Annotated in this window: 16 protein-coding genes; 12 read left to right on the top strand and 4 right to left on the bottom strand. The window is 41.5% G+C overall.

The annotated features are described in order from the left end of the window. Window positions 1-27 precede the first annotated feature (27 nt). Window positions 28-558 (bottom strand): DUF4251 domain-containing protein, encoded by a 531-nt coding sequence (locus tag AAFF35_RS27475; RefSeq protein WP_342329662.1) that lies wholly within the window; start codon window positions 556-558, stop codon window positions 28-30. An 86-nt stretch (window positions 559-644) separates the two neighbouring features. After that, complete coding sequence (gene pgi / locus AAFF35_RS27470) at window positions 645-2,291, bottom strand: glucose-6-phosphate isomerase (protein WP_342333382.1); 1,647 nt, start codon at window positions 2,289-2,291, stop codon at window positions 645-647. A 120-nt stretch (window positions 2,292-2,411) separates the two neighbouring features. On the opposite strand from pgi, the gene AAFF35_RS27465 reads away from it, so the two are divergent. The 4 genes from AAFF35_RS27465 (at window position 2,412) to AAFF35_RS27450 (ending at window position 6,374) form a co-directional block, all read left to right on the top strand. Next, on the top strand, window positions 2,412-3,716 hold the full coding sequence (locus AAFF35_RS27465; protein ID WP_342329661.1) for an amidohydrolase: 1,305 nt from the start codon (window positions 2,412-2,414) through the stop codon (window positions 3,714-3,716). Between the two features lie 83 nt (window positions 3,717-3,799). Then, window positions 3,800-4,303, top strand: coding sequence for a hypothetical protein (locus AAFF35_RS27460; RefSeq protein ID WP_342329660.1), 504 nt, complete (start codon window positions 3,800-3,802; stop codon window positions 4,301-4,303). Between the two features lie 73 nt (window positions 4,304-4,376). After that, a protein-coding gene (gene prfB, locus AAFF35_RS27455) for a peptide chain release factor 2 (RefSeq protein ID WP_342329659.1) occupies window positions 4,377-5,454 on the top strand; the annotation gives its coding sequence in 2 pieces (ribosomal slippage) (window positions 4,377-4,436 and window positions 4,438-5,454; 1,077 coding nt in all). Window positions 5,455-5,456: 2 nt separating this feature from the next. Next, window positions 5,457-6,374 (top strand): alpha/beta hydrolase, encoded by a 918-nt coding sequence (locus tag AAFF35_RS27450; protein WP_342329658.1) that lies wholly within the window; start codon window positions 5,457-5,459, stop codon window positions 6,372-6,374. Here AAFF35_RS27450 and AAFF35_RS27445 read toward each other — a convergent pair. Beyond that, window positions 6,371-7,240, bottom strand: coding sequence for a transglutaminase-like domain-containing protein (locus AAFF35_RS27445; protein ID WP_342329657.1), 870 nt, complete (start codon window positions 7,238-7,240; stop codon window positions 6,371-6,373). The two genes, AAFF35_RS27450 and AAFF35_RS27445, sit on opposite strands and share 4 nt — an antisense overlap. A 44-nt stretch (window positions 7,241-7,284) precedes the next feature. Here AAFF35_RS27445 and AAFF35_RS27440 point away from each other — a divergent pair, with 44 nt between their 5' ends. Beyond that, a complete protein-coding gene (locus AAFF35_RS27440; RefSeq protein WP_342329656.1) occupies window positions 7,285-8,067 on the top strand; it encodes a class I SAM-dependent methyltransferase in 783 nt (260 codons plus the stop codon). On the opposite strand, the gene AAFF35_RS27435 is transcribed toward AAFF35_RS27440, so the two are convergent. Next, on the bottom strand, window positions 8,064-9,197 hold the full coding sequence (locus tag AAFF35_RS27435; protein ID WP_342329655.1) for a BamA/TamA family outer membrane protein: 1,134 nt from the start codon (window positions 9,195-9,197) through the stop codon (window positions 8,064-8,066). The two genes, AAFF35_RS27440 and AAFF35_RS27435, sit on opposite strands and share 4 nt — an antisense overlap. A gap of 201 nt (window positions 9,198-9,398) precedes the next feature. Here AAFF35_RS27435 and AAFF35_RS27430 point away from each other — a divergent pair, with 201 nt between their 5' ends. The 7 genes from AAFF35_RS27430 (at window position 9,399) to AAFF35_RS27400 (ending at window position 18,894) form a co-directional block, all read left to right on the top strand. Then, complete coding sequence (locus tag AAFF35_RS27430) at window positions 9,399-10,379, top strand: deoxyhypusine synthase family protein (protein WP_069379415.1); 981 nt, start codon at window positions 9,399-9,401, stop codon at window positions 10,377-10,379. A 252-nt stretch (window positions 10,380-10,631) separates the two neighbouring features. Next, complete coding sequence (locus tag AAFF35_RS27425) at window positions 10,632-11,927, top strand: c-type cytochrome (RefSeq protein ID WP_342329654.1); 1,296 nt, start codon at window positions 10,632-10,634, stop codon at window positions 11,925-11,927. Window positions 11,928-11,975: 48 nt separating this feature from the next. After that, window positions 11,976-15,053, top strand: coding sequence for a TAT-variant-translocated molybdopterin oxidoreductase (locus AAFF35_RS27420; RefSeq protein WP_342329653.1), 3,078 nt, complete (start codon window positions 11,976-11,978; stop codon window positions 15,051-15,053). Between the two features lie 23 nt (window positions 15,054-15,076). Beyond that, a complete protein-coding gene (gene nrfD, locus AAFF35_RS27415) occupies window positions 15,077-16,549 on the top strand; it encodes an NrfD/PsrC family molybdoenzyme membrane anchor subunit (protein WP_074611704.1) in 1,473 nt (490 codons plus the stop codon). Between the two features lie 2 nt (window positions 16,550-16,551). Then, complete coding sequence (locus AAFF35_RS27410; RefSeq protein WP_073232044.1) at window positions 16,552-17,088, top strand: DUF3341 domain-containing protein; 537 nt, start codon at window positions 16,552-16,554, stop codon at window positions 17,086-17,088. Continuing rightward, window positions 17,081-17,665, top strand: a complete 585-nt coding sequence (locus AAFF35_RS27405; protein WP_342329652.1) for a cytochrome c — start codon at window positions 17,081-17,083, stop codon at window positions 17,663-17,665. Before AAFF35_RS27410 ends, AAFF35_RS27405 begins: the two co-directional genes overlap by 8 nt. Window positions 17,666-17,679: 14 nt before the next feature. After that, window positions 17,680-18,894 carry a quinol:cytochrome C oxidoreductase gene (locus AAFF35_RS27400; protein ID WP_074611706.1) on the top strand — a complete coding sequence of 405 codons (1,215 nt, stop codon included), beginning with the start codon at window positions 17,680-17,682 and terminating at the stop codon, window positions 18,892-18,894. The last annotated feature ends 1 nt before the right edge of the window (window position 18,895 follow it).

Here is an 18,895-nt window from a genome sequence, read left to right as displayed (position 1 = left end):
TCACAAGGTATGACGATTTTTTATGGGTTACTTTTTGTCTTCTTTGGGTGCTGCAATGACCCCATTGAAAGAGATGGCTTGTCTGTTGTTGCTGTTTACATTGAGTACGGCATAACCATTTTCAGATACACTTAAAGTCATGTTTTGTACATCTTTGGCATCCTTAGGTGAAATGTTGATGACCCAGCCTCCTTTTTTCTTTTTCGTCGTTTTATAGCTGAACTTTTTAGACTTAAACTTGATGCCGGCATCGTCCGGGTTCATAGAGGCGGTATATGCACGTCCGTAATAAGGCAAATAAGCCTCTACACTGTCTTTATTGATTTTCAACTGGTATTGAGAGCCGGAAAGCTGAATCATGCCTCCTCCGCTTCCATTTTGCATTTTGTTCAATACAGCGCTTACGTCTGCATTTGCCATAGGCATTGCCGAGGTGGCATTGAATACCAGATGCTGATCTGCCACCAGTTTGGTCGTGGTTTCTTTATCTGTCTGGGCCATTGCCTGTACCGCACTGAAAAGAATCAGCAGGGTGAACAGTTTTTTAAATGTTTTCATATTTGTGTATTTTACTGTATTAGAACAAAATAGCGCTTAAAAGGTTTAATTCCAAGCGCTATTTTATAAGGATTTATATGGAGGTTCTATCTCCAGCTCTTATACTGATTGATCAGACCATTGGTAGATCCGTCATGTGTCGATACCTCTTCATCGTTGTCCAGTTCCGGAAGGATACTTTTGGCCAGTTGCTTGCCCAGTTCTACACCCCATTGGTCGAAACTAAAGATGTTCCAGATGATGCCCTGAACAAAGATTTTATGTTCATAGATCGCAATCAGGCTACCCAGACTGGAAGGAGTTACTTTTTTCAAAAGAATGGAATTGGTTGGTCGGTTTCCTTCAAATACTTTGAACGGCGCCAGTTTTTCAATTTCCTCGGCAGTTTTGCCCTCTTTTTTAAGCTCTTCGGTAACCTGTTCTTTGGTTTTTCCGTTCATCAATGCTTCTGTTTGTGCAAAGAAGTTAGACAGCAGGATAGGATGGTGGTTACCCAATGGGTTTAAGCTTTGTGCCGGAGCGATAAAATCGCAGGGGATTAAGCGTGTTCCCTGGTGAATCAATTGGTAAAAAGCATGTTGTCCGTTTGTTCCGGGCTCTCCCCAGATGATCGGGCCTGTTTCATACGTTACGTCATTTCCATTACGGTCTACATGTTTTCCGTTACTCTCCATATCTCCCTGTTGGAAATAGGCTGCAAAACGGTGCATGTACTGATCGTAAGGCAGGATTGCCTGTGTTTCTGCATCAAAGAAATTGATGTACCAGATGCCGATTAAGGCAAGGATCACAGGAACATTGATTTCGAATTCTGCATTTTCAAAGTGCTCATCAGCGGCATGTGCACCTGCAAGTAATTGTTTGAAGTTGTCATAACCAATGCTCAGGGCAATAGGAAGTCCGATGGCACTCCATAAGGAGTATCTTCCGCCTACCCAGTCCCAGAATTCGAACATGTTCTCGGTGTCGATACCAAAGGCGGCAACATCTTTTGCATTGGTAGAAAGTGCGGCAAAATGTTTGGCTACATCTGCCTGTTTTGCACCACTATTTAAGAACCAGTCCTTTGCACTGTTGGCATTGGTCATGGTTTCCTGGGTCGTGAATGTTTTAGAAGCAATCAGGAACAACGTGGTTTCCGGATCTACGTTTTTTAAAGTTTCTGCAATATGTGTTCCGTCGATATTAGAGACGAAATGCATATTCAAATGATTTTTATAGGCTTTTAAGGCTTCGGTGACCATTACGGGACCTAAATCAGAACCGCCGATACCGATGTTGACTACGTCGGTGATGGCTTTTCCGGTATAGCCTTTCCATGATCCGGAAATGATCTCTGTGCTGAATTTCTCCATTTTTGCCAGGACACGGTTTACTTCTTCCATGACATTTTTGCCATCCACGAGAACCGGATTGTTGCCCTGGTTGCGTAAAGCAGTATGTAATACCTGTCTGCCTTCGGTCTGATTGATCTTATCCCCGTTAAACATGGCTTTAATCGCTTCATCCAATTTACATTCCCTCGCCAGCTGAATCAATAAAGCCATTGTGGTGTCGTTAATCCTGTTTTTTGAATAGTCGACAAGGATGTCTTCAAAGAGCAGGGAGAATTTCTCAAAACGGGTTTCATCTTCAGCAAAAAGATCTTTCAGACTTTTCTCATTGATGTCAATAAAATGATCGGTAAGGTACTTGTAGGCCTCAGTTTCTGTAAAGTTTATCGTTGGTAGCATCATATTCGTGTTTTTGTAAATGTAGGGGTTTATTTTATTTGCTGAAATGTCATTAATAATATTTATCAATGGAAATGAATCTGCATTGATAATCTTATATTTAACGTAAAAATGATATTTATGAGAAGATTTTACTTGGTGTTATTGGTCATGATTTCGTCAAACGTTCTCGCTCAAAAAGGGAATTTGAGAATGGAGGTTTCAAAAAAAGCATTAAGCATAGAAAAAAAGGTGATCGATTGGCGCCGGGATCTTCATGAACATCCTGAATTGGGAAATAGCGAGGTCAGAACAGCAGGCATTGTAGCAAAACACCTGGAATCTCTTGGCATTGAGGTGCAGACCGGAGTGGCCAAAACGGGTGTAGTAGGGATCTTAAAAGGAGGTAAGCCCGGTCCGGTTGTTGCCTTACGCGCCGATATGGATGGGCTTCCGGTAACAGAGCGCGTGAACCTGCCTTTTGCTTCTAAAGTGAAAACAACTTATAACGGTCAGGAAGTGGGGGTGATGCATGCCTGTGGCCATGATACGCATGTGGCGATTTTAATGGGCGTGGCTGAAGTATTGGCTTCGATTAGAAAAGACATCCCGGGAACGGTCAAATTTATATTTCAGCCAGCGGAAGAAGGTGCTCCGCATGGAGAAGAGGGAGGTGCAGAGCTGATGGTCAAAGAAGGGGTATTGGAAAATCCTAAAGTAGCCGTCATCTTCGGTTTGCACATCAATTCACAGACGCCTGTTGGCGACATTACCTATCGTCCGGGTGGCGTGATGGCGGCAGTAAACGACTTGAAAATTACGGTTACCGGCAGACAGGCACATGGTGCTTATCCATGGAGCAGTGTGGACCCGGTGGTGATTTCTGCACAAATTGTGAATAACCTGCAAACAATTGTGAGCAGGAACCTGAATGTGACGGAAAATCCGGGTGTAGTAACGATTGGCGCCATCAATGGCGGCGTCCGGTCTAATATCATTCCTGAAAAAGTAGAAATGCTGGGAACGATCCGGAACTTCACAAAGGAAGATGAAGCGATGTTTATAGAAAGGGTAAAGACGATTGCCACGAAAACAGCAGAAGCAGGCGGCGGAAAGGCAGAGGTTCAGATTCCTTATAGCAATCATTATCCGGTGACTTTCAATGATATTCCTTTAACAGAAAAAATGCTGCCGAGCTTACAGGCTACTGCAGGTAAAGATCATGTCAGGTTGAAGCCTCCGGTTACGGGTGCAGAAGATTTCTCTTTTTATCAGGAGAAAGTCCCTGGCTTGTTTATTTTTCTGGGTGGGATGCCAAAGGGAGGAGATCCGCTGAAAGCACCTTCACACCATACCCCTGATTTCTTTATCGATGAAAGTGGTTTTACACTGGGCGTGAATGCCCTTAGTAATCTGGCACTTGATTACATGAACTTAAAGAAATAACAACATGTTTTTGATTTTGGCATCATTTTATTTGATTATATTTAATTAAAGAAAATAGTACGTCACCTAGAAAAACAACAACCATGTTAGAAAATTTAAATGAATTGGTAAAAGAAAGTACTCAGGAAGCGATTGTTAATAATAGTGCAATCCCTAATGAGCAGAACGAAGCCGCTATTCAGGCCGCTTCAGGTTCTATCTTTGATTCACTAAAGCAACAATTATCATCTGGAAATATTGGTGGTCTTGTGGATGCTTTTAAAGGTGGAAACGTAGAAGGAAGTGCTGTGGTACAGGATGCTTCGTCGGGGTTCGTAGAGAAACTTGCGGGAATGGGGATTAATCTGGACTCTGCCAAAGCAATTGCAGCGTCTGTTATTCCCGGAATTGTAAGTAAATTCATAAATAAGACAAATGATCCTAACGATAGTTCTTTCAACATTCAGGATGTGCTGACTAAAATCTCCGGTGACGATGGTAAGTTTCAGTTGTCAGATTTGACAGAATTGTTCAATGGCAACAAAGAAGGAGGAGCGAAAGAAGGCGAAGGCGGAATTGTAGACAAGCTAAAAGGACTTTTTAATTAATACTTTCAGGTATTTTTCAAAGGCTATTTAAACAATGTTTAAATAGCCTTTTGTATTTTATATATTTGTGATTATGACTAAAGAACAAATACAGGATTTAAGGGACAGAGTAGCGTCGCTGAGGAGGCATCTTTGACGTCGAAACACGTTTAGAAGAAATTTATATAGAGCAGGAGCTTACCCTGCAAACTGATTTCTGGGATGATCCCAAAAAAGCGGAGAAACATCTTGCAGGAATCAACTCAAAAAAGGTCTGGACCGATGCATGGCAGGCGGTCAGTAATGAACTGGAAGATACCGAAGTTCTTTTTGATTTTTTACAGGCAGGTGATGCCACAGCAGAAGAGATGCAGGAGCAATACAATAAGTGTTTGCTGATGGTCGAAGAGCTGGAATTAAAAAACATGCTGAGCAGTAAAGAAGATCAGTTGCAGGCCGTGATGCAAATCACAGCAGGTGCAGGTGGTACGGAAAGTTGCGACTGGGCAGCAATGCTCATGCGGATGTACATCATGTGGGGAGAAAAGAATGGCTATAAGGTTACCGAACAGGATTCTCAGGAAGGGGAGGTGACGGGAATTAAATCCGTAACCCTTCAATTTGCAGGCGACTTTTCTTATGGTTACCTGAAAGGAGAAAATGGGGTACACCGGTTGGTACGGATTTCGCCATTTGATTCCAATGCGCGGCGTCATACTTCTTTTGCGTCTGTTTACGTATATCCCTTAGTGGATGATACGATAGAGATTGAAGTGAAAGATTCTGAAGTTGAGTTTGAAACTTTCCGTTCCGGTGGTGCTGGTGGACAAAATGTGAATAAAGTGGAGACTGCTGTTAGGTTGTATCACAAACCATCAGGTATTGTGATCAAAAACCAGGAGTCGCGCTCTCAGTTGCAAAACAAAGAGAATGCACTGCGCTTATTGAAGTCGCAGTTATATGAAGCGGAAATGCGCAAGCGTATGGAAGCAACAGCGGCGATTGAAGGGTCTAAGAAGAAGATCGAATGGGGATCGCAAATCAGGAACTATGTATTGCATCCTTATAAGCTGGTGAAAGATTTACGGACCAATTATGAAACTTCTAATGCACAGGGGGTATTGGATGGAGAGCTAAACGAATTTTTGAAAGCATATTTAATGGAATTCTAAAAATGAAATACCTTATTGTACTGCTCATGGCAAGTCTTATTTCAGTAGCTGGCCTTCGGGCCCAGGAAAATGTACTTTTATATCCCGGAGCAATTCCGGGATCAAAACCAACACCTGTTGATTTTAAAGAGGTCGTTGAAGATGGGAAAGACGGAATCCTGAGGGTCAGTAAGGTTTCTCAGCCTACCCTAAGTGTCTTTTTACCTGCAAAGGAGAAGGCAACAGGTGCAGCAGTGATCATTTGTCCGGGTGGGGGCTACGGTATTCTTGCTATCGGACATGAAGGTTATGATGTGGCGAAGAGATTTAATGAAATTGGTGTGGCAGCCTTTGTCCTTAAATACCGCTTGCCGGATAATGCCATCATGCTGGATAAATCATTTGGTCCTTTACAGGATGCACAGCAGGCGATTTATGAATTGAGAAAGCATGCGGCAAAATGGAATATTAATCCGTCGAAGATTGGAATTATGGGTTTCTCTGCCGGAGGTCATCTGGCAGCCAGTCTGACCGTTCATTATGGAGATGTTAAAATAGAAAATAAAGAAAAGCTGGACCTTCGTCCTGACTTTTCTGTTCTTATTTATCCGGTGATCTCTTTCAGAGCATCGCCGCATACCGGTTCAGCAAAGAATCTGGCGGGACCAAATGCAACGGAGGCACAGAAAGATTACTTCTCTAATGAGAAATATGTGAATGCCCAGACACCGCTTACTTTTTTAGTGCATGCCAACGATGATCAAACCGTTCCTGTAGAAAACAGTGTTGTTTTTAACCAGGCGCTGGTAAAAGCGGGGGTTAAATCTGAAATGCACCTTTATCAGGGGGGCGGACATGGTTTTGGTTTAAACAATAAAACCACTGCTGATCAGTGGTTCGATCGTCTTGTCAACTGGATGAAAGCCAATCAAATTATTTAAAGATCGGTATTGGTCAGGATATCCTGTAATTCCTTCAGTTCTTCTACTTTTTCTTTTGACCCCAGGTTCTCATAAGCAGAGATCAGGTTTCTGATGATTCTTCTGATGATCTCTACATTGCTGCAGGGTGCATAAAAGCCGGGCAGAGGATCCAGGTTTAATTGCCTCAGGAATTGATCCACATCGTGTTTACCGAAGATGGCTCCTTTATTAAAGGCGTTGATGTAAAAGAGTACGCCAAATTCATGTTCTTCTCTTTTACTTTCATCAATATAGCCTAATATGAAATGCTGCGGGAGATTGACCCCATATACGGGAATGTCCAGTTTCTGGGCAATGGTGCAATAAATGATGGCCAGGGAAATCTGGTTTCCTTTTTTACTTTCCAGCACCTGATTAATATAGGAATTCTGCGGATCATGGTGATTTTTGGTGTTTCCGCTAAAACCGTATACATTATAAAATATATGATTGATGAGTTTGATCTTTTCAATGGAACTCATTTCATATTGCAGGCCCATCCAGATTTCTCTTTTGATTTCTTCAATCTGCAGGATGATTTTTTGTTCGTCAAGATCCGGGTATTGGTATCTGTTGATCACTAGAGCACCCTGAAGGAGATCGAATGCCCCGCTCTGATACCAAAGGTTAAGGTCTTCCTTAACACTTGAAAATTGGATCTTGTGGACAATATTTTCGATTCTTTCCTGAAGCAGGGAATCCAGCGACTGTTCCCAGGCGTTTTCCAAAAAATGAACCACTTCTGAACCATACTCCAGCAGGCGTTTTTCAATATGCTCATAGATCTCCGGATCGGGATCATCAAGCAATTTGACCAATGCACTTATTTCTTTACTATTTTCCATTAAACATGCAACTTAGAATCTTATGATTGCTTATTTTTGTAGCTATGGTTTTCAATTTCATCAGTGACTATCTGAAGCATCGCTTTACCTCTAAAAGCAGACATGGTACCCACTCCCCCTTCGTATATAAGCTTACGGATGAGGTAATTTACGATTTTAACGCTAAAAGTGACTACAAAAGCATAGAGGCACAAAGAAAAAAACTTTTCAATGACGATTCTTTAATCCAGGTAACTGATCTGGGAGCCGGTTCTCATCTGAATAAGAACAGGACTAAAAAGGTAAAACAGATTGCTAAAAATGCCTTAAAAAATCCGAGACTGGCCCAGCTGATCTATCGTTTGGCCAAAGATAACCAACCTAAAAGCATTATCGAGCTTGGGACCTGTCTGGGAATTACCAGTGCCTATCTTTCTAAAGCTTGTCCGGAGGCGGATGTAATTACAATTGAAGGGTGTCCGGAAACTGCGAAAGTTGCTTATCGTAATTTTCAGGAACTGGAACTGGACAATGTAGAGCTGCGGGTAGGGAATTTTGATACCTTACTTCCGGGCCTTATTGAGCAGGAGCCGAAACTGGACTTTGTGTACATTGACGGAAACCACAGAAAAGAAGCAACCATCAATTACTTTAACTGGTGTTTGCCTAAAGTGCATGAAGGTTCCTTATTGATCTTTGATGATATTTATTGGAGTGAAGGTATGAAAGAGGCCTGGGAAGAAATCAAGCGCCATCCGGAAGTAACGGTTACGGTGGATCTTTTTTGGATCGGATTGGTTTACTTCAAAAAAGGGCAGGCTAAAGAACATTTTAAAATTAAGTTTTAAAATGCTTCTGCCAGGGTAATGTAGAATCCACTCTGGCGTTTTTCATTTGTTCTCTTTTCGCCAACTGCATAATCCATGCGGACACTCAGCCCTTTTTCAGGATCAAAGAAATATCTTCCGCCTGCGCCAAAAGAAGGTTTGAAACTTTTCATGGATAAATCACCATTGTCAAAAACCTGTCCGGTTCCCGCAAAGACTACGGCTCCGAAACGGTTGTTGTAGCGGTAGCGTAATTCTGCCTGCCCGGCGAGCAGGTTTCGTTCCCGGTAACGTCCGGTATAATAACCCCTCATCATTTCGTCATTGCCCATCTGTGGCAACAGGTAGAATGGGGTGTTCTTTCCTTGCACACTATGGAACAGGGCATTTACCCCAAGGACGAATTTTTTAGAGAGTGGCCAGAAATTACGGACATTGGCTTTGATCACACTTCCGGTAAAACTTTCTCCGCCCCAGAAGTCTGGTGCGTATTGGTAAGTTACCCTACCCAGAAACCCTTTAGTCGGATAATTGTTGGAGTTTCTGGTGTCATAACTTTGAGAGATTCCAATATAAGCCACATTGCCGCCACTTTTATGAATCAGGTTCTGATCAGTTGTAAATATTCCTCCTGCGACTTCATCTTTATAGTTGTAGTTTTCATAACCGATAGACAAACCGGTATAAGCATGGGGTAATAATCTTTTTTCGGCTTCGAACATCACTCTGGATTGACGTTGTATCAACCGGTCGGAGTTTGCTTCGAGGGTTTCGTTGCCCAGGCCATAGAAATTAAAAGGCATTCTTTTAAACCTGAACTCAGTGATCAAATGGTAATCGTTGCCTTTGGTCCAGATGTCGCTTTTTAAGGAGAAGTTGTATTGACCTTTGGTAGATATGGTAGCTACACCGGAAAAGTTGGAGCTCCGGTTGCTGCTGTCTTTTCTATCGACATAAGTAGAGTAGAGTGCGCCCAGCCCGAATTCCGCACCAATTTCCTGGGAATAGCGAAATATAGGAACCGGCATGAAACTCGCCCTGCGGGAGCTGTCTGTTTTATCTGATAGGTATCTTTTGATAAATTTCTTTTGCGCTGATACGTCTGCGACAGTAATAATAAGTATAGTAATGCAAAGCGAAATTTTCTTCATTGGCCTAAAATAGTATAAAGATTTAAATTATCCTGTTATCCGCGAACCCTTATCAAGATTGAGGCCAGTTATTCCTAACGGATTTATTTTTAAAGAATTGTTTTTAGTGCGAAGATTCTTTTTGGTAACAGTTCGGTTGTTATCATTAGTCCTTTAGGATTATTTGCCTATTTTTGCCGCAACAACAAAATTTAATCAAAGATGAGTACAACAAGAGGACCTATCTCGCAATTCATGGAGAAACATTATCTCCATTTTAATGCGGCAGCTATGATGGATGCGGCTAAAGGATACGAAACACATTTAGATGAAGGTGGTAAGATGATGATTACCCTTGCAGGTGCGATGAGTACTGCAGAGCTGGGAATCTCCTTAGCCGAAATGATCCGTCAGGATAAAGTTTCGATCATTTCCTGTACCGGTGCCAACCTGGAGGAAGATATCATGAACCTTGTTGCGCATTCACATTATAAAAGAGTACCTAACTACCGTGACCTGAGCCCTCAGGACGAGTGGGATCTTTTGGAAAACCATTATAACAGGGTTACCGATACTTGTATTCCTGAAGAAGAAGCTTTCCGCAGGTTACAAAAGCACATTCATAAGATCTGGACAGATGCGGAAAAAGCAGGTGAGCGTTATTTCCCGCATGAGTTTATGTATAAGATGTTATTGAGTGGAGATTTAGAGCAATACTATGAAATTGATCCTAAAAATTCATGGATGCTTGCAGCGGCAGAGAAAAATCTTCCGATCGTGGTACCAGGATGGGAAGATTCTACGATGGGTAATATCTTCGCTTCTTACGTGATGAAATCTGAATTGACGGCAACGACGATGAAAGGTGGAATTGAGTATATGGGATATTTAGCAGACTGGTATATTAAAAACAGTTCTGGCAAAGGAATTGGATTCTTCCAGATTGGTGGAGGTATTGCCGGTGACTTCCCGATCTGTGTGGTACCGATGCTTTATCAGGATATGGAAATGGAGAATATTCCGTTCTGGAGCTATTTCTGCCAAATCTCTGATTCGACCACTTCTTATGGTTCTTATTCCGGCGCGGTACCTAATGAAAAAATCACCTGGGGTAAACTGGATATCAACACGCCTAAGTTCATCGTTGAATCAGATGCAACAATCGTTGCGCCACTGATCTTTTCATGGATATTAAAAATGTAAATTGAATTTACAAATATTGCCAATTCGAGGTTGGCTGTCGGGAATCAGCAATTTTTTAAAAATTGCTGATTTTCCTCGTTTAAAGCCCCAAAAACGAACTATTTAGATTGATTATAAATTGTATTTACTGTCATTTATTTGTCATTGGTAAGTTAATAAATTTTACTTTTGTGGACGTTTTGGTGAAGAACCTAAGTTCAAACACCAAATGCGGTTTACAAGTTTTTTAAAAAATAGCATAAAATACTCATTATGAGGGATATCTCATTGATCATTAGAAGAGTTTGGAAGTCGACAGTCATGTTAACGGCCCTATCTGTTTTAATCGTTTCTGCAACACAAGCGCAAGATGTAGTGGAGGGAAGAAAAATATTTAAAGATAAATGTTCTTCTTGTCACCAATTAGACCGTAACAGTACAGGTCCGGCTTTAACTGCTAAAGTTAACGAGCTGGATGAAGCATTTACCATCAAGTGGGTTAAGAACTGGAAGGCTTTAGTTGATGCAGGCGACAAGCAGGCGATTGAAGCATCTAAGTTTTCTCCATCGGAGATGACTACGTTCCCTCAGTTGACGGACGACCAGATTAAAAATGTAATCGCGTATGCAAAAGCAGGCGAGCCTAAGAAAGAAGCTGCAGCTGGTGGTACCGCTGAAGCTGCTTCAACAGGCGTGTCTGATTTCTCTATCGCCGGTATCGTTGCTATTATATTAATATCGATTGCGGTATTGGTGATACTGGGACGTGCCATCAAAATGTTAGAGCGTTTGATTCTACAGAGACAAGGTGTTGTTCTTGCAGAAGAAGAAAACGTTTCTCTGGCAACAGGCGTTCGCAGATTATTCAAAAACAAGAAATTTGTATTCTTCTTCATTCTATGTTTAGTAGTGAGCTTAGGTTCATTTGGCTGGATGGGCATGTGGAATACAGGTGTACACACTGGTTACCAACCGGTACAGCCGATTAAATTCTCTCACGAATTACACGCTGGTACAAACAAGATTGATTGTCAGTATTGCCATGCGGGAGCATTTAAATCTAAAAATTCAACGATCCCATCTGTGAACGTTTGTATGAACTGTCACAAATCGGTACAGGCTACTGAAAAATACAACGGTGAGATTTCTCCTGAGATTCAGAAGATCTATACTGCTATCGGTTATGATCCTGCAACCTTGACTTATGACAAGACTAAGGAAAAACCAGTAGAGTGGGTACGTGTACACAACCTTCCTGACTTTGCTTATTTCAACCACTCTCAACACGTAGTAGTAGGTGAGCAGGCGATCAGAAAAGAAAAAGGTTTAAAACCTAACGAGCCAGTATGTTTCGCATGTCATGGTCCGGTTGATACGATGGAAGAAATCTATCAGTTCTCTCCGCTAACGATGAAATGGTGTATCAATTGCCATAAAGACGCTGAGGTTTCAGGTAAAGACAATGCTTTCTATACGAAAGTGATTGAAGCCCATGAGAAAATCAAGAAAGGTGAGAAAATCACACCAGCATTATTGGGTGGTTTAGAGTGTGGTAAGTGCCACTATTAATAGTAGAGTTTAATAAAAGAACGTTCGATAAACAGTAATATAGCTTAAATGGAAAGCAATAAAAAATACTGGAAAGGCTTAGAGGAGTATAAAAACACTCCCGATTTTGTTGAAAACAACAAAAACGAATTTGCTGAGCCCCTTCCAATAGAAGATGTTTTAAATGAAGCAGGGTTGAGTACGGTAACCCCGCGCCGTGACTTTTTAAAAGCTTTAGGCTTCGGCCTTGGGGCGGTAACGCTTGCAGCTTGTCAATCAGCTCCGGTTCATAAATCAATTCCTTATGTCATTAAACCTGAGGAGGTAGTTCCGGGTATCCCTAACTACTATGTTTCAAGTTTCAATGGTCAGAGTATTTTGGTGAAGACCAGAGAGGGACGTCCTATTAAAATTGATGCCAATCCAAATGCAGGAGAATTCAACTGCGGTACGGATTCACAGGCACAAGCTTCGGTTTTAGACCTTTATGATGTTTCTAAATTACAGGGTCCTGTATTAAAGGATGATGAGAAAGCAACATGGGCTAAGATTGATGAGTTTGTAAAAGGAGAGTTAAATAAGGCTCAGGCTTCAGGAAAGAAAATCCGCGTGGTTTCCTCTACTGTAAACAGTCCTTCTACAAAAAATGTAATTGCTGATTTTGCTACTGCTTATCCTAACACCAAGCATGTACAATATGATGCAGTTTCATATACCGGTATCATCAAGGCAAATGAGAATAGCTTTGGTAAAGCGGTAGTTCCTAAATACAGATTCGATAAAGCTGACCTGATCGTAAGTTTCGGTGCAGACTTTTTGGGTACCTGGATCAGCGGTGAAGAATTTACTGCCCAGTATATTGCGAACAGAAATCACAAGTCATTAAAGGCTGGTAAAATGTCACGTCACTTCCAGTTCGAAGCTGGGATGAGTTTAACAGGTACTAACGCAGATACGCGTGTTCCTGTGAAATTATCAGAAGAGGGACCTGCGTTAATTACCTTATATAATACCATTACCGGTAATAACTTAGCTGGTGGCGCTTTACCTAATAACGTAACTGCTGATAAAGCGATTAAGTTGGTAGCGAAAGAGCTGGCTCAGAATAAAGGAAAAGCACTGGTAGTTTCAGGATCAAATGACGTATCTACTCAGATTTTGGTTAATGCGATCAACTCTGCAATCGGTAGCTACGGCACAACGATCGATTTAGACAATCCTTGCAAACGTTACGCAGGTAACGATGCAGAATTTGCGGAATTCATTAATGAAATGAGCAGGGGAGAAGTTGCAGCAGTATTCTTCTTAGATACCAACCCTGGTTATGACGTGGCAAATGCAAAAGCATTCGCTGATGGTTTAGCAAAAGTTCCATTAAAAGTATCTTTCTCTGACCGTAAGGATGAGACTTCTACTCTATGTGATGTGATTGCAGTTAACCATAACTATTTAGAGTCATGGGGTGATGCCAACGCTTACGAAGGATCTTACTCTATCGTACAGCCGACGATCAATCCGGTATTCAACACCCGTCAGGCAGAAGAGAGTTTATTGATCTGGTCTGATAACGCGGTTAAAGATTACTATCAATATGTACGCAACAACTGGGAAAAAAGTATCCTTCCATTATTTGGAAAGAACTGGAAAGAAGTGTTGCAAACAGGTGTATTTACAGTTGCAGAGAAAGCAGCAGGAGCGTATAACTTCAGCTTGTCATTAGCAGCAGTAATTCCTACTATTTTAAATAACAGCAAATCTTTAGCAAAAGACATCGAGTTACAGGTTTACGAAAGTGTACCGATGCGTGATGGTAAACATGCAAACAATGCATTTTTACAGGAATTGCCTGATCCGGTTTCGAAAGTAACCTGGGACAATTACATCGCTATCGCGCCTAAGTTCGCTGAGAAATTAGGTTATAAAGAATTCGATATCGTATCTGTGAAAGCAGCGAACGGTTATACTGTTGACTTACCTGTGTTGATTCAACCGGGACAAGCTCAGGGAACTGCTTCTATCGCTTTAGGATATGGACGTACGAAAGTTGGTAAAGCAGGAAATAACGTTGGTCAAAACGCTTTCCCTTTTGTAAGCTTTAGCAATGGTACTTCTAAATATGCTACAACGGTTCAGTTAACTGGTACTGGTCGCAGAGAAGAATTGGCGCAAACACAAACGCACCACTCTTTCGAAGGTAGAAATATCATTCGTGAAGCGACTTTTGCGGAATACAAAAAGAATCCTGCAGCTGGTTCAGGTAATGACCATGCTAAGCATAAAACCTACGATATGTGGGATAAATATGAGAAACCAGGTAACAACTGGGTTATGGCGATCGATTTGAACGCTTGTACTGGTTGCGGTTCTTGTATTGTTGCATGTAACGTAGAGAATAACATTCCTGTTGTAGGTAAGGACGAGGTTCGTAAGCGCAGAGAAATGCACTGGATCCGTATCGACCGTTACTACAGCTTTAATGTAGAGGGCGAAGCTCATGGTGAGAAAGCGGCACATGGCGCACATGGAAATGGCATCAATGCGGTAACTAAAGAGAAAGAAATTGCTCATTTAGACAACCTTGATAACGTATCTGTAGTTCATCAGCCGATGCTTTGTCAGCATTGCGATCACGCACCTTGCGAAACGGTTTGTCCGGTATTGGCAACAGTACACTCTTCTGATGGTTTGAACCATATGGCTTATAACCGTTGTGTAGGTACCCGTTACTGCGCGAATAACTGTCCGTATAAAGTACGTCGTTTCAACTGGTTTAACTACTGGAATGATTCACGTTTCGATAACTACCTGAACAACGAATTTACTCAGCTGGTACTTAACCCTGATGTAACTACCCGTTCAAGAGGGGTAATGGAGAAATGTTCGATGTGTATCCAACGTATCCAGGGCGGTAAATTAAAAGCTAAAATTGAGAAACGTCCATTAAAAGACGGAGATATCAAAATGGCTTGTCAGGAAGCATGTTCTGCAAATGCCATCATTTTTGGTGATGCTAATGATCCTGAATCCGAAGTATCTAAAGCATTACGTAGTGAGCGTATTTACTATGTTTTGGAAGAGATCAACGTACAGCCGGGTATAGGTTATATGACAAAAATTAGAAACACAGATACAACAGTACAAGCGTAAGCTGATATTAAAGAAAATAAATTATGTCAGGACATAAGGAATCAATATTAAGAGAACCATTAATCACCGGCAATGATATCACGTATGCAAAAATTACGAATGATATCTTAATGCCAGTTGAGAATAAGCCTAATAAGGCATGGTGGATAGGATTTATACTAGCACTTTGCGGAGCCACACTTTGGTTGGTTTCTGTAGGGTATACCTTCTGGTTTGGTATCGGTGCTTGGGGATTAAATAAAACAGTAGGATGGGCATGGGACATCACCGGATTCGTTTGGTGGGTAGGTATCGGTCACGCTGGAACACTAATCTCTGCGGTACTGTTACTCTTCCGTCAGAACTGGAGGAACTCGATTAACCGTTCAGCAGAGGCGATGACGATCTTCGCCGTAATCTGTGCGGCCACGTATGTAGTATCTCACATGGGTAGACCATGGTTAGCTTACTGGGTACTTCCATTGCCGAATCAATTCGGATCATTATGGGTTAACTTTAACTCACCACTAGTTTGGGATATGTTTGCGATCTCTACTTACTTCTCGGTATCACTATTGTTCTGGTATACAGGTTTACTACCTGATATCGCAACCATCCGTGACCGTGCAACAGGTGTGAGACGTAAAATCTATTCTATCTTCTCTTTCGGATGGTCTGGTAACGTAAAAACATGGCAACGTTTTGAGGCAGTGTCCTTGATCCTTGCGGGTATCTCTACACCACTGGTACTTTCGGTACACACGATTGTATCCATGGACTTTGCAACCTCGGTAATTCCGGGATGGCATACCACGATCTTCCCTCCATACTTCGTAGCAGGGGCGATCTTCTCCGGATTTGCGATGGTGTTAACCTTATTATTGGTTGCACGTAAAGTATTAGGTCTGGAAAACTACATCACCATGTTCCACATTGAATCGATGAATAAGATCATCATTCTAACAGGATCTATCGTAGGTGTGGCTTATATCACCGAGTTTTTCATTGCCTGGTACTCAGGTTCAGAATACGAGCAATACGCTTTCATTAACCGTTCAACTGGTCCATACTGGTGGGCATACTGGATGATGATGACGTGTAACGTAATCTCTCCTCAGTTACTTTGGTTCAAAAAGATCCGTACTAACATTCCTGCGACCTGGATTCTGTCTATCGTTGTGAACATTGGTATGTGGTTCGAACGTTTCGTAATTATCGTGACTTCATTACACCGCGATTACATCCCTTCAAGTTGGGCGATGTTCTATCCAACATGGGTAGATGTGGGTGTCTTTGTAGGATCAATCGGAGTGTTCTTTACTTTGTTCCTTTTATTCTTAAGGGTATTGCCTTCAATCGCGATTGCTGAGGTGAAACTATTGCTGAAGAGTGCGAGTGAGCAATCTAAAATGGAGCAAATTAAAGAAGGTCATTTAGATAAGGAGCAAGTTGCGGAATACGTAGAGTCTCTGGAGAAATTTGATAGTGTTAAACAAGAAGAATACGCAAAAATATAACAATGAGTAATATCAAATATATTTTAGGCAGTTTTGGTGATCCTGACGAAATGATGCACGGCATCGAGAAGTTACAGGAAAATAACATTAAGATACATGATGTTTATACGCCAATGCCTATTCACGGCATCGAAGCTAAATTAGGGGTCAAAAGATCCAGGTTAGATATTCTCGCTTTCTTTTGCGGGATTACAGGAACTATGTCTGCATTTGCACTGATCTACTTAACCTCGGTGGTAGACTGGAAACATAATATCGGTGGTAAACCAGCTTTAGCACTTCCGGATTTTATTCCGATTATGTTTGAGGTGACGATCCTTTTCTGTGCATTCAGTTTGGTAGGTGCTTATTATGCTTCTACACATTTATTCCCTGGAAGAGCACCAAGAGTGATGGACTTAAGGGCAACAGACGACAGATTTATTATCGCTATTGATGCAAAAGAAAACGCGGAACATAGTAAGATAGATGGTTTATTAAAAGATGCAGGTGCTTTAGAAATTAAGCACAATGAAAGGAAGTACATTAGCTATGAATAAGAATAAAGTAGTTTTAGCCTCATTTTGTATTCTTGCCAGTGCTGTAATATTTTCAGCATGTAAGGATAAGCAGAGTACAGGTTTAGAATATGCAAGGAACATGTATGATCCGATTGCTTATAACCCGGATCAGCCAAACAAAAACTTTAAGAACGGACAGACGGCACAAACGCCACCGGCTCATACCGCTCCTGTAGGATTCGATAAATATGATTATCCGAATACTAAAGAAGGTTATGAAGCAGCAGGTGCCGCTTTGGTGAATCCAGTTCCGGCCACAGAGCAAAACCTGATTTCAGGAAAGCATTACTTCACGGTATTTTGTGCTCCATGTCATGGAGAAAAGGGAGACGGACAAGGTCACCTGGTAAAAATCGAAAAGGTTAGTGGTATTCCTTCTTACCATGGTGATGCAACTTCCTCACGTGGTGGTAACATGAAAGACCTGAGCGCAGGAAAAATTTACCATACGATTATGTATGGTCTAAACAACATGGGTTCACATGCCTCACAATTGTCTCCTGAAGAGAGATGGAAAGTCGTGATGTATGTTCAACAATTACAAAAAATACAATAGAAAAGCACAAATAAATGGGAACTCACAATTATAATTTAACTGAGCAGTTTGAGTTTACAGGTAAAGCAAAAACCTTAAGCTTTGTCGCTATTGCCGTAGGGGTATTAGCTATAGGCTACGGTTTTACGGCTAAGGAGCTTCATGAGCGTACTTTTGCCAACTTGTTACTGATGGCTTATTACTTCGCATGTGTTTGCATGTCAGGTGCATTCTTTCTTGCTGTTCAATTTGTAGCACAGGCAGGTTGGTCTGCTTCTATACTACGTGTACCTCAGGCGATGGCCAAAACATTACCAATTGCAGTGGTTATTCTGATCGCAGTAATGGCAGCAGGCTTGTACACACACAACTTATATCATCACTGGAATGCTCCGGGTTTAACGGACATCAACAGTCCTAACTATGATAAATTAATCGACGGTAAGTCGGCTTTCCTTAACGTACCTTTCTTTATGGCACGTCAGGTGATCTTCTTAGGTGTGTATTGCATCTTTGCGGTACTTCTTGCGAAGTTATCGACAAATGAAGATTTAACCGGAGGATTAAACTCTTACAGAAAAAGCTTTAAATACTCTTGTATATTTTTAGTAATCTACGGTTTCACTACACCAATCTTTGCTTTTGATACGATCATGTCATTAGAGGCACACTGGTTCTCTACTATGTTTGGCTGGTATAACTTCGCCGCAATGTGGGTAAGCAGTTTAGCAACGATTGCCATCATCATTATCCTGTTGAGAAAAGCAGGTTACATGAGCTGGGTGAACAATAGTCACTTACACAACCTTGGACAGTTTATCTTCGGTTTCTCTATTTTCTGGACTTATGTATGGTTTGCTCAGTTTATGCTGATCTATTATGCAAACATGCCGGAAGAGACTGTATACTTCTACAAAAGGTTCGATCACTACGAATTTTGGTTCTATCTGAACCTGATCCTGAATTTCTTAGCTCCGGTATTGTTATTAATGGACAGAGATAATAAAAGGCAGGAAAACATCATGCTAACGGTGTGTATCATCGTATTGTGTGGTCACTGGGTTGATTATTACCAAATGATTATGCCTGGAACGGTTGAAGAACACCATGCTTTTGGTTTTATTGAGATCGGAACAGCCGTAGGTTTTGTAGGATTGTTTACCTTTACCGTTTTAAGAGCACTAAGTAAACAACCTTTGATCGCCAAGAACCACCCGTTCTTACAGGAAAGTTTGAATCATCACTTGTAAT

It is taken from the genome of Pedobacter sp. FW305-3-2-15-E-R2A2 (assembly GCF_038446955.1).
Classification (GTDB): Bacteria; Bacteroidota; Bacteroidia; order Sphingobacteriales; family Sphingobacteriaceae; genus Pedobacter.
This window is presented reverse-complemented; position numbering and strand designations above follow the sequence as displayed.

Excerpts from the sequence above, each read along its gene's own strand:
- pgi (WP_342333382.1), bottom strand. The coding sequence starts at position 2,291 with ATGCTACCAACGATAAACTTTACAGAAACTGAGGCCTACAAGTACCTT.
- AAFF35_RS27410 (WP_073232044.1), top strand. The coding sequence starts at position 16,552 with ATGAGTAATATCAAATATATTTTAGGCAGTTTTGGTGATCCTGACGAA.
- AAFF35_RS27450 (WP_342329658.1), top strand. The coding sequence starts at position 5,457 with ATGAAATACCTTATTGTACTGCTCATGGCAAGTCTTATTTCAGTAGCT.
- AAFF35_RS27435 (WP_342329655.1), bottom strand. The coding sequence starts at position 9,197 with ATGAAGAAAATTTCGCTTTGCATTACTATACTTATTATTACTGTCGCA.
- AAFF35_RS27430 (WP_069379415.1), top strand. The coding sequence starts at position 9,399 with ATGAGTACAACAAGAGGACCTATCTCGCAATTCATGGAGAAACATTAT.
- AAFF35_RS27400 (WP_074611706.1), top strand. The coding sequence starts at position 17,680 with ATGGGAACTCACAATTATAATTTAACTGAGCAGTTTGAGTTTACAGGT.
- AAFF35_RS27465 (WP_342329661.1), top strand. The coding sequence starts at position 2,412 with ATGAGAAGATTTTACTTGGTGTTATTGGTCATGATTTCGTCAAACGTT.
- nrfD (WP_074611704.1), top strand. The coding sequence starts at position 15,077 with ATGTCAGGACATAAGGAATCAATATTAAGAGAACCATTAATCACCGGC.
- AAFF35_RS27440 (WP_342329656.1), top strand. The coding sequence starts at position 7,285 with ATGGTTTTCAATTTCATCAGTGACTATCTGAAGCATCGCTTTACCTCT.
- AAFF35_RS27445 (WP_342329657.1), bottom strand. The coding sequence starts at position 7,240 with ATGGAAAATAGTAAAGAAATAAGTGCATTGGTCAAATTGCTTGATGAT.
- AAFF35_RS27420 (WP_342329653.1), top strand. The coding sequence starts at position 11,976 with ATGGAAAGCAATAAAAAATACTGGAAAGGCTTAGAGGAGTATAAAAAC.
- AAFF35_RS27475 (WP_342329662.1), bottom strand. The coding sequence starts at position 558 with ATGAAAACATTTAAAAAACTGTTCACCCTGCTGATTCTTTTCAGTGCG.
- AAFF35_RS27425 (WP_342329654.1), top strand. The coding sequence starts at position 10,632 with ATGAGGGATATCTCATTGATCATTAGAAGAGTTTGGAAGTCGACAGTC.
- AAFF35_RS27405 (WP_342329652.1), top strand. The coding sequence starts at position 17,081 with ATGAATAAGAATAAAGTAGTTTTAGCCTCATTTTGTATTCTTGCCAGT.
- AAFF35_RS27460 (WP_342329660.1), top strand. The coding sequence starts at position 3,800 with ATGTTAGAAAATTTAAATGAATTGGTAAAAGAAAGTACTCAGGAAGCG.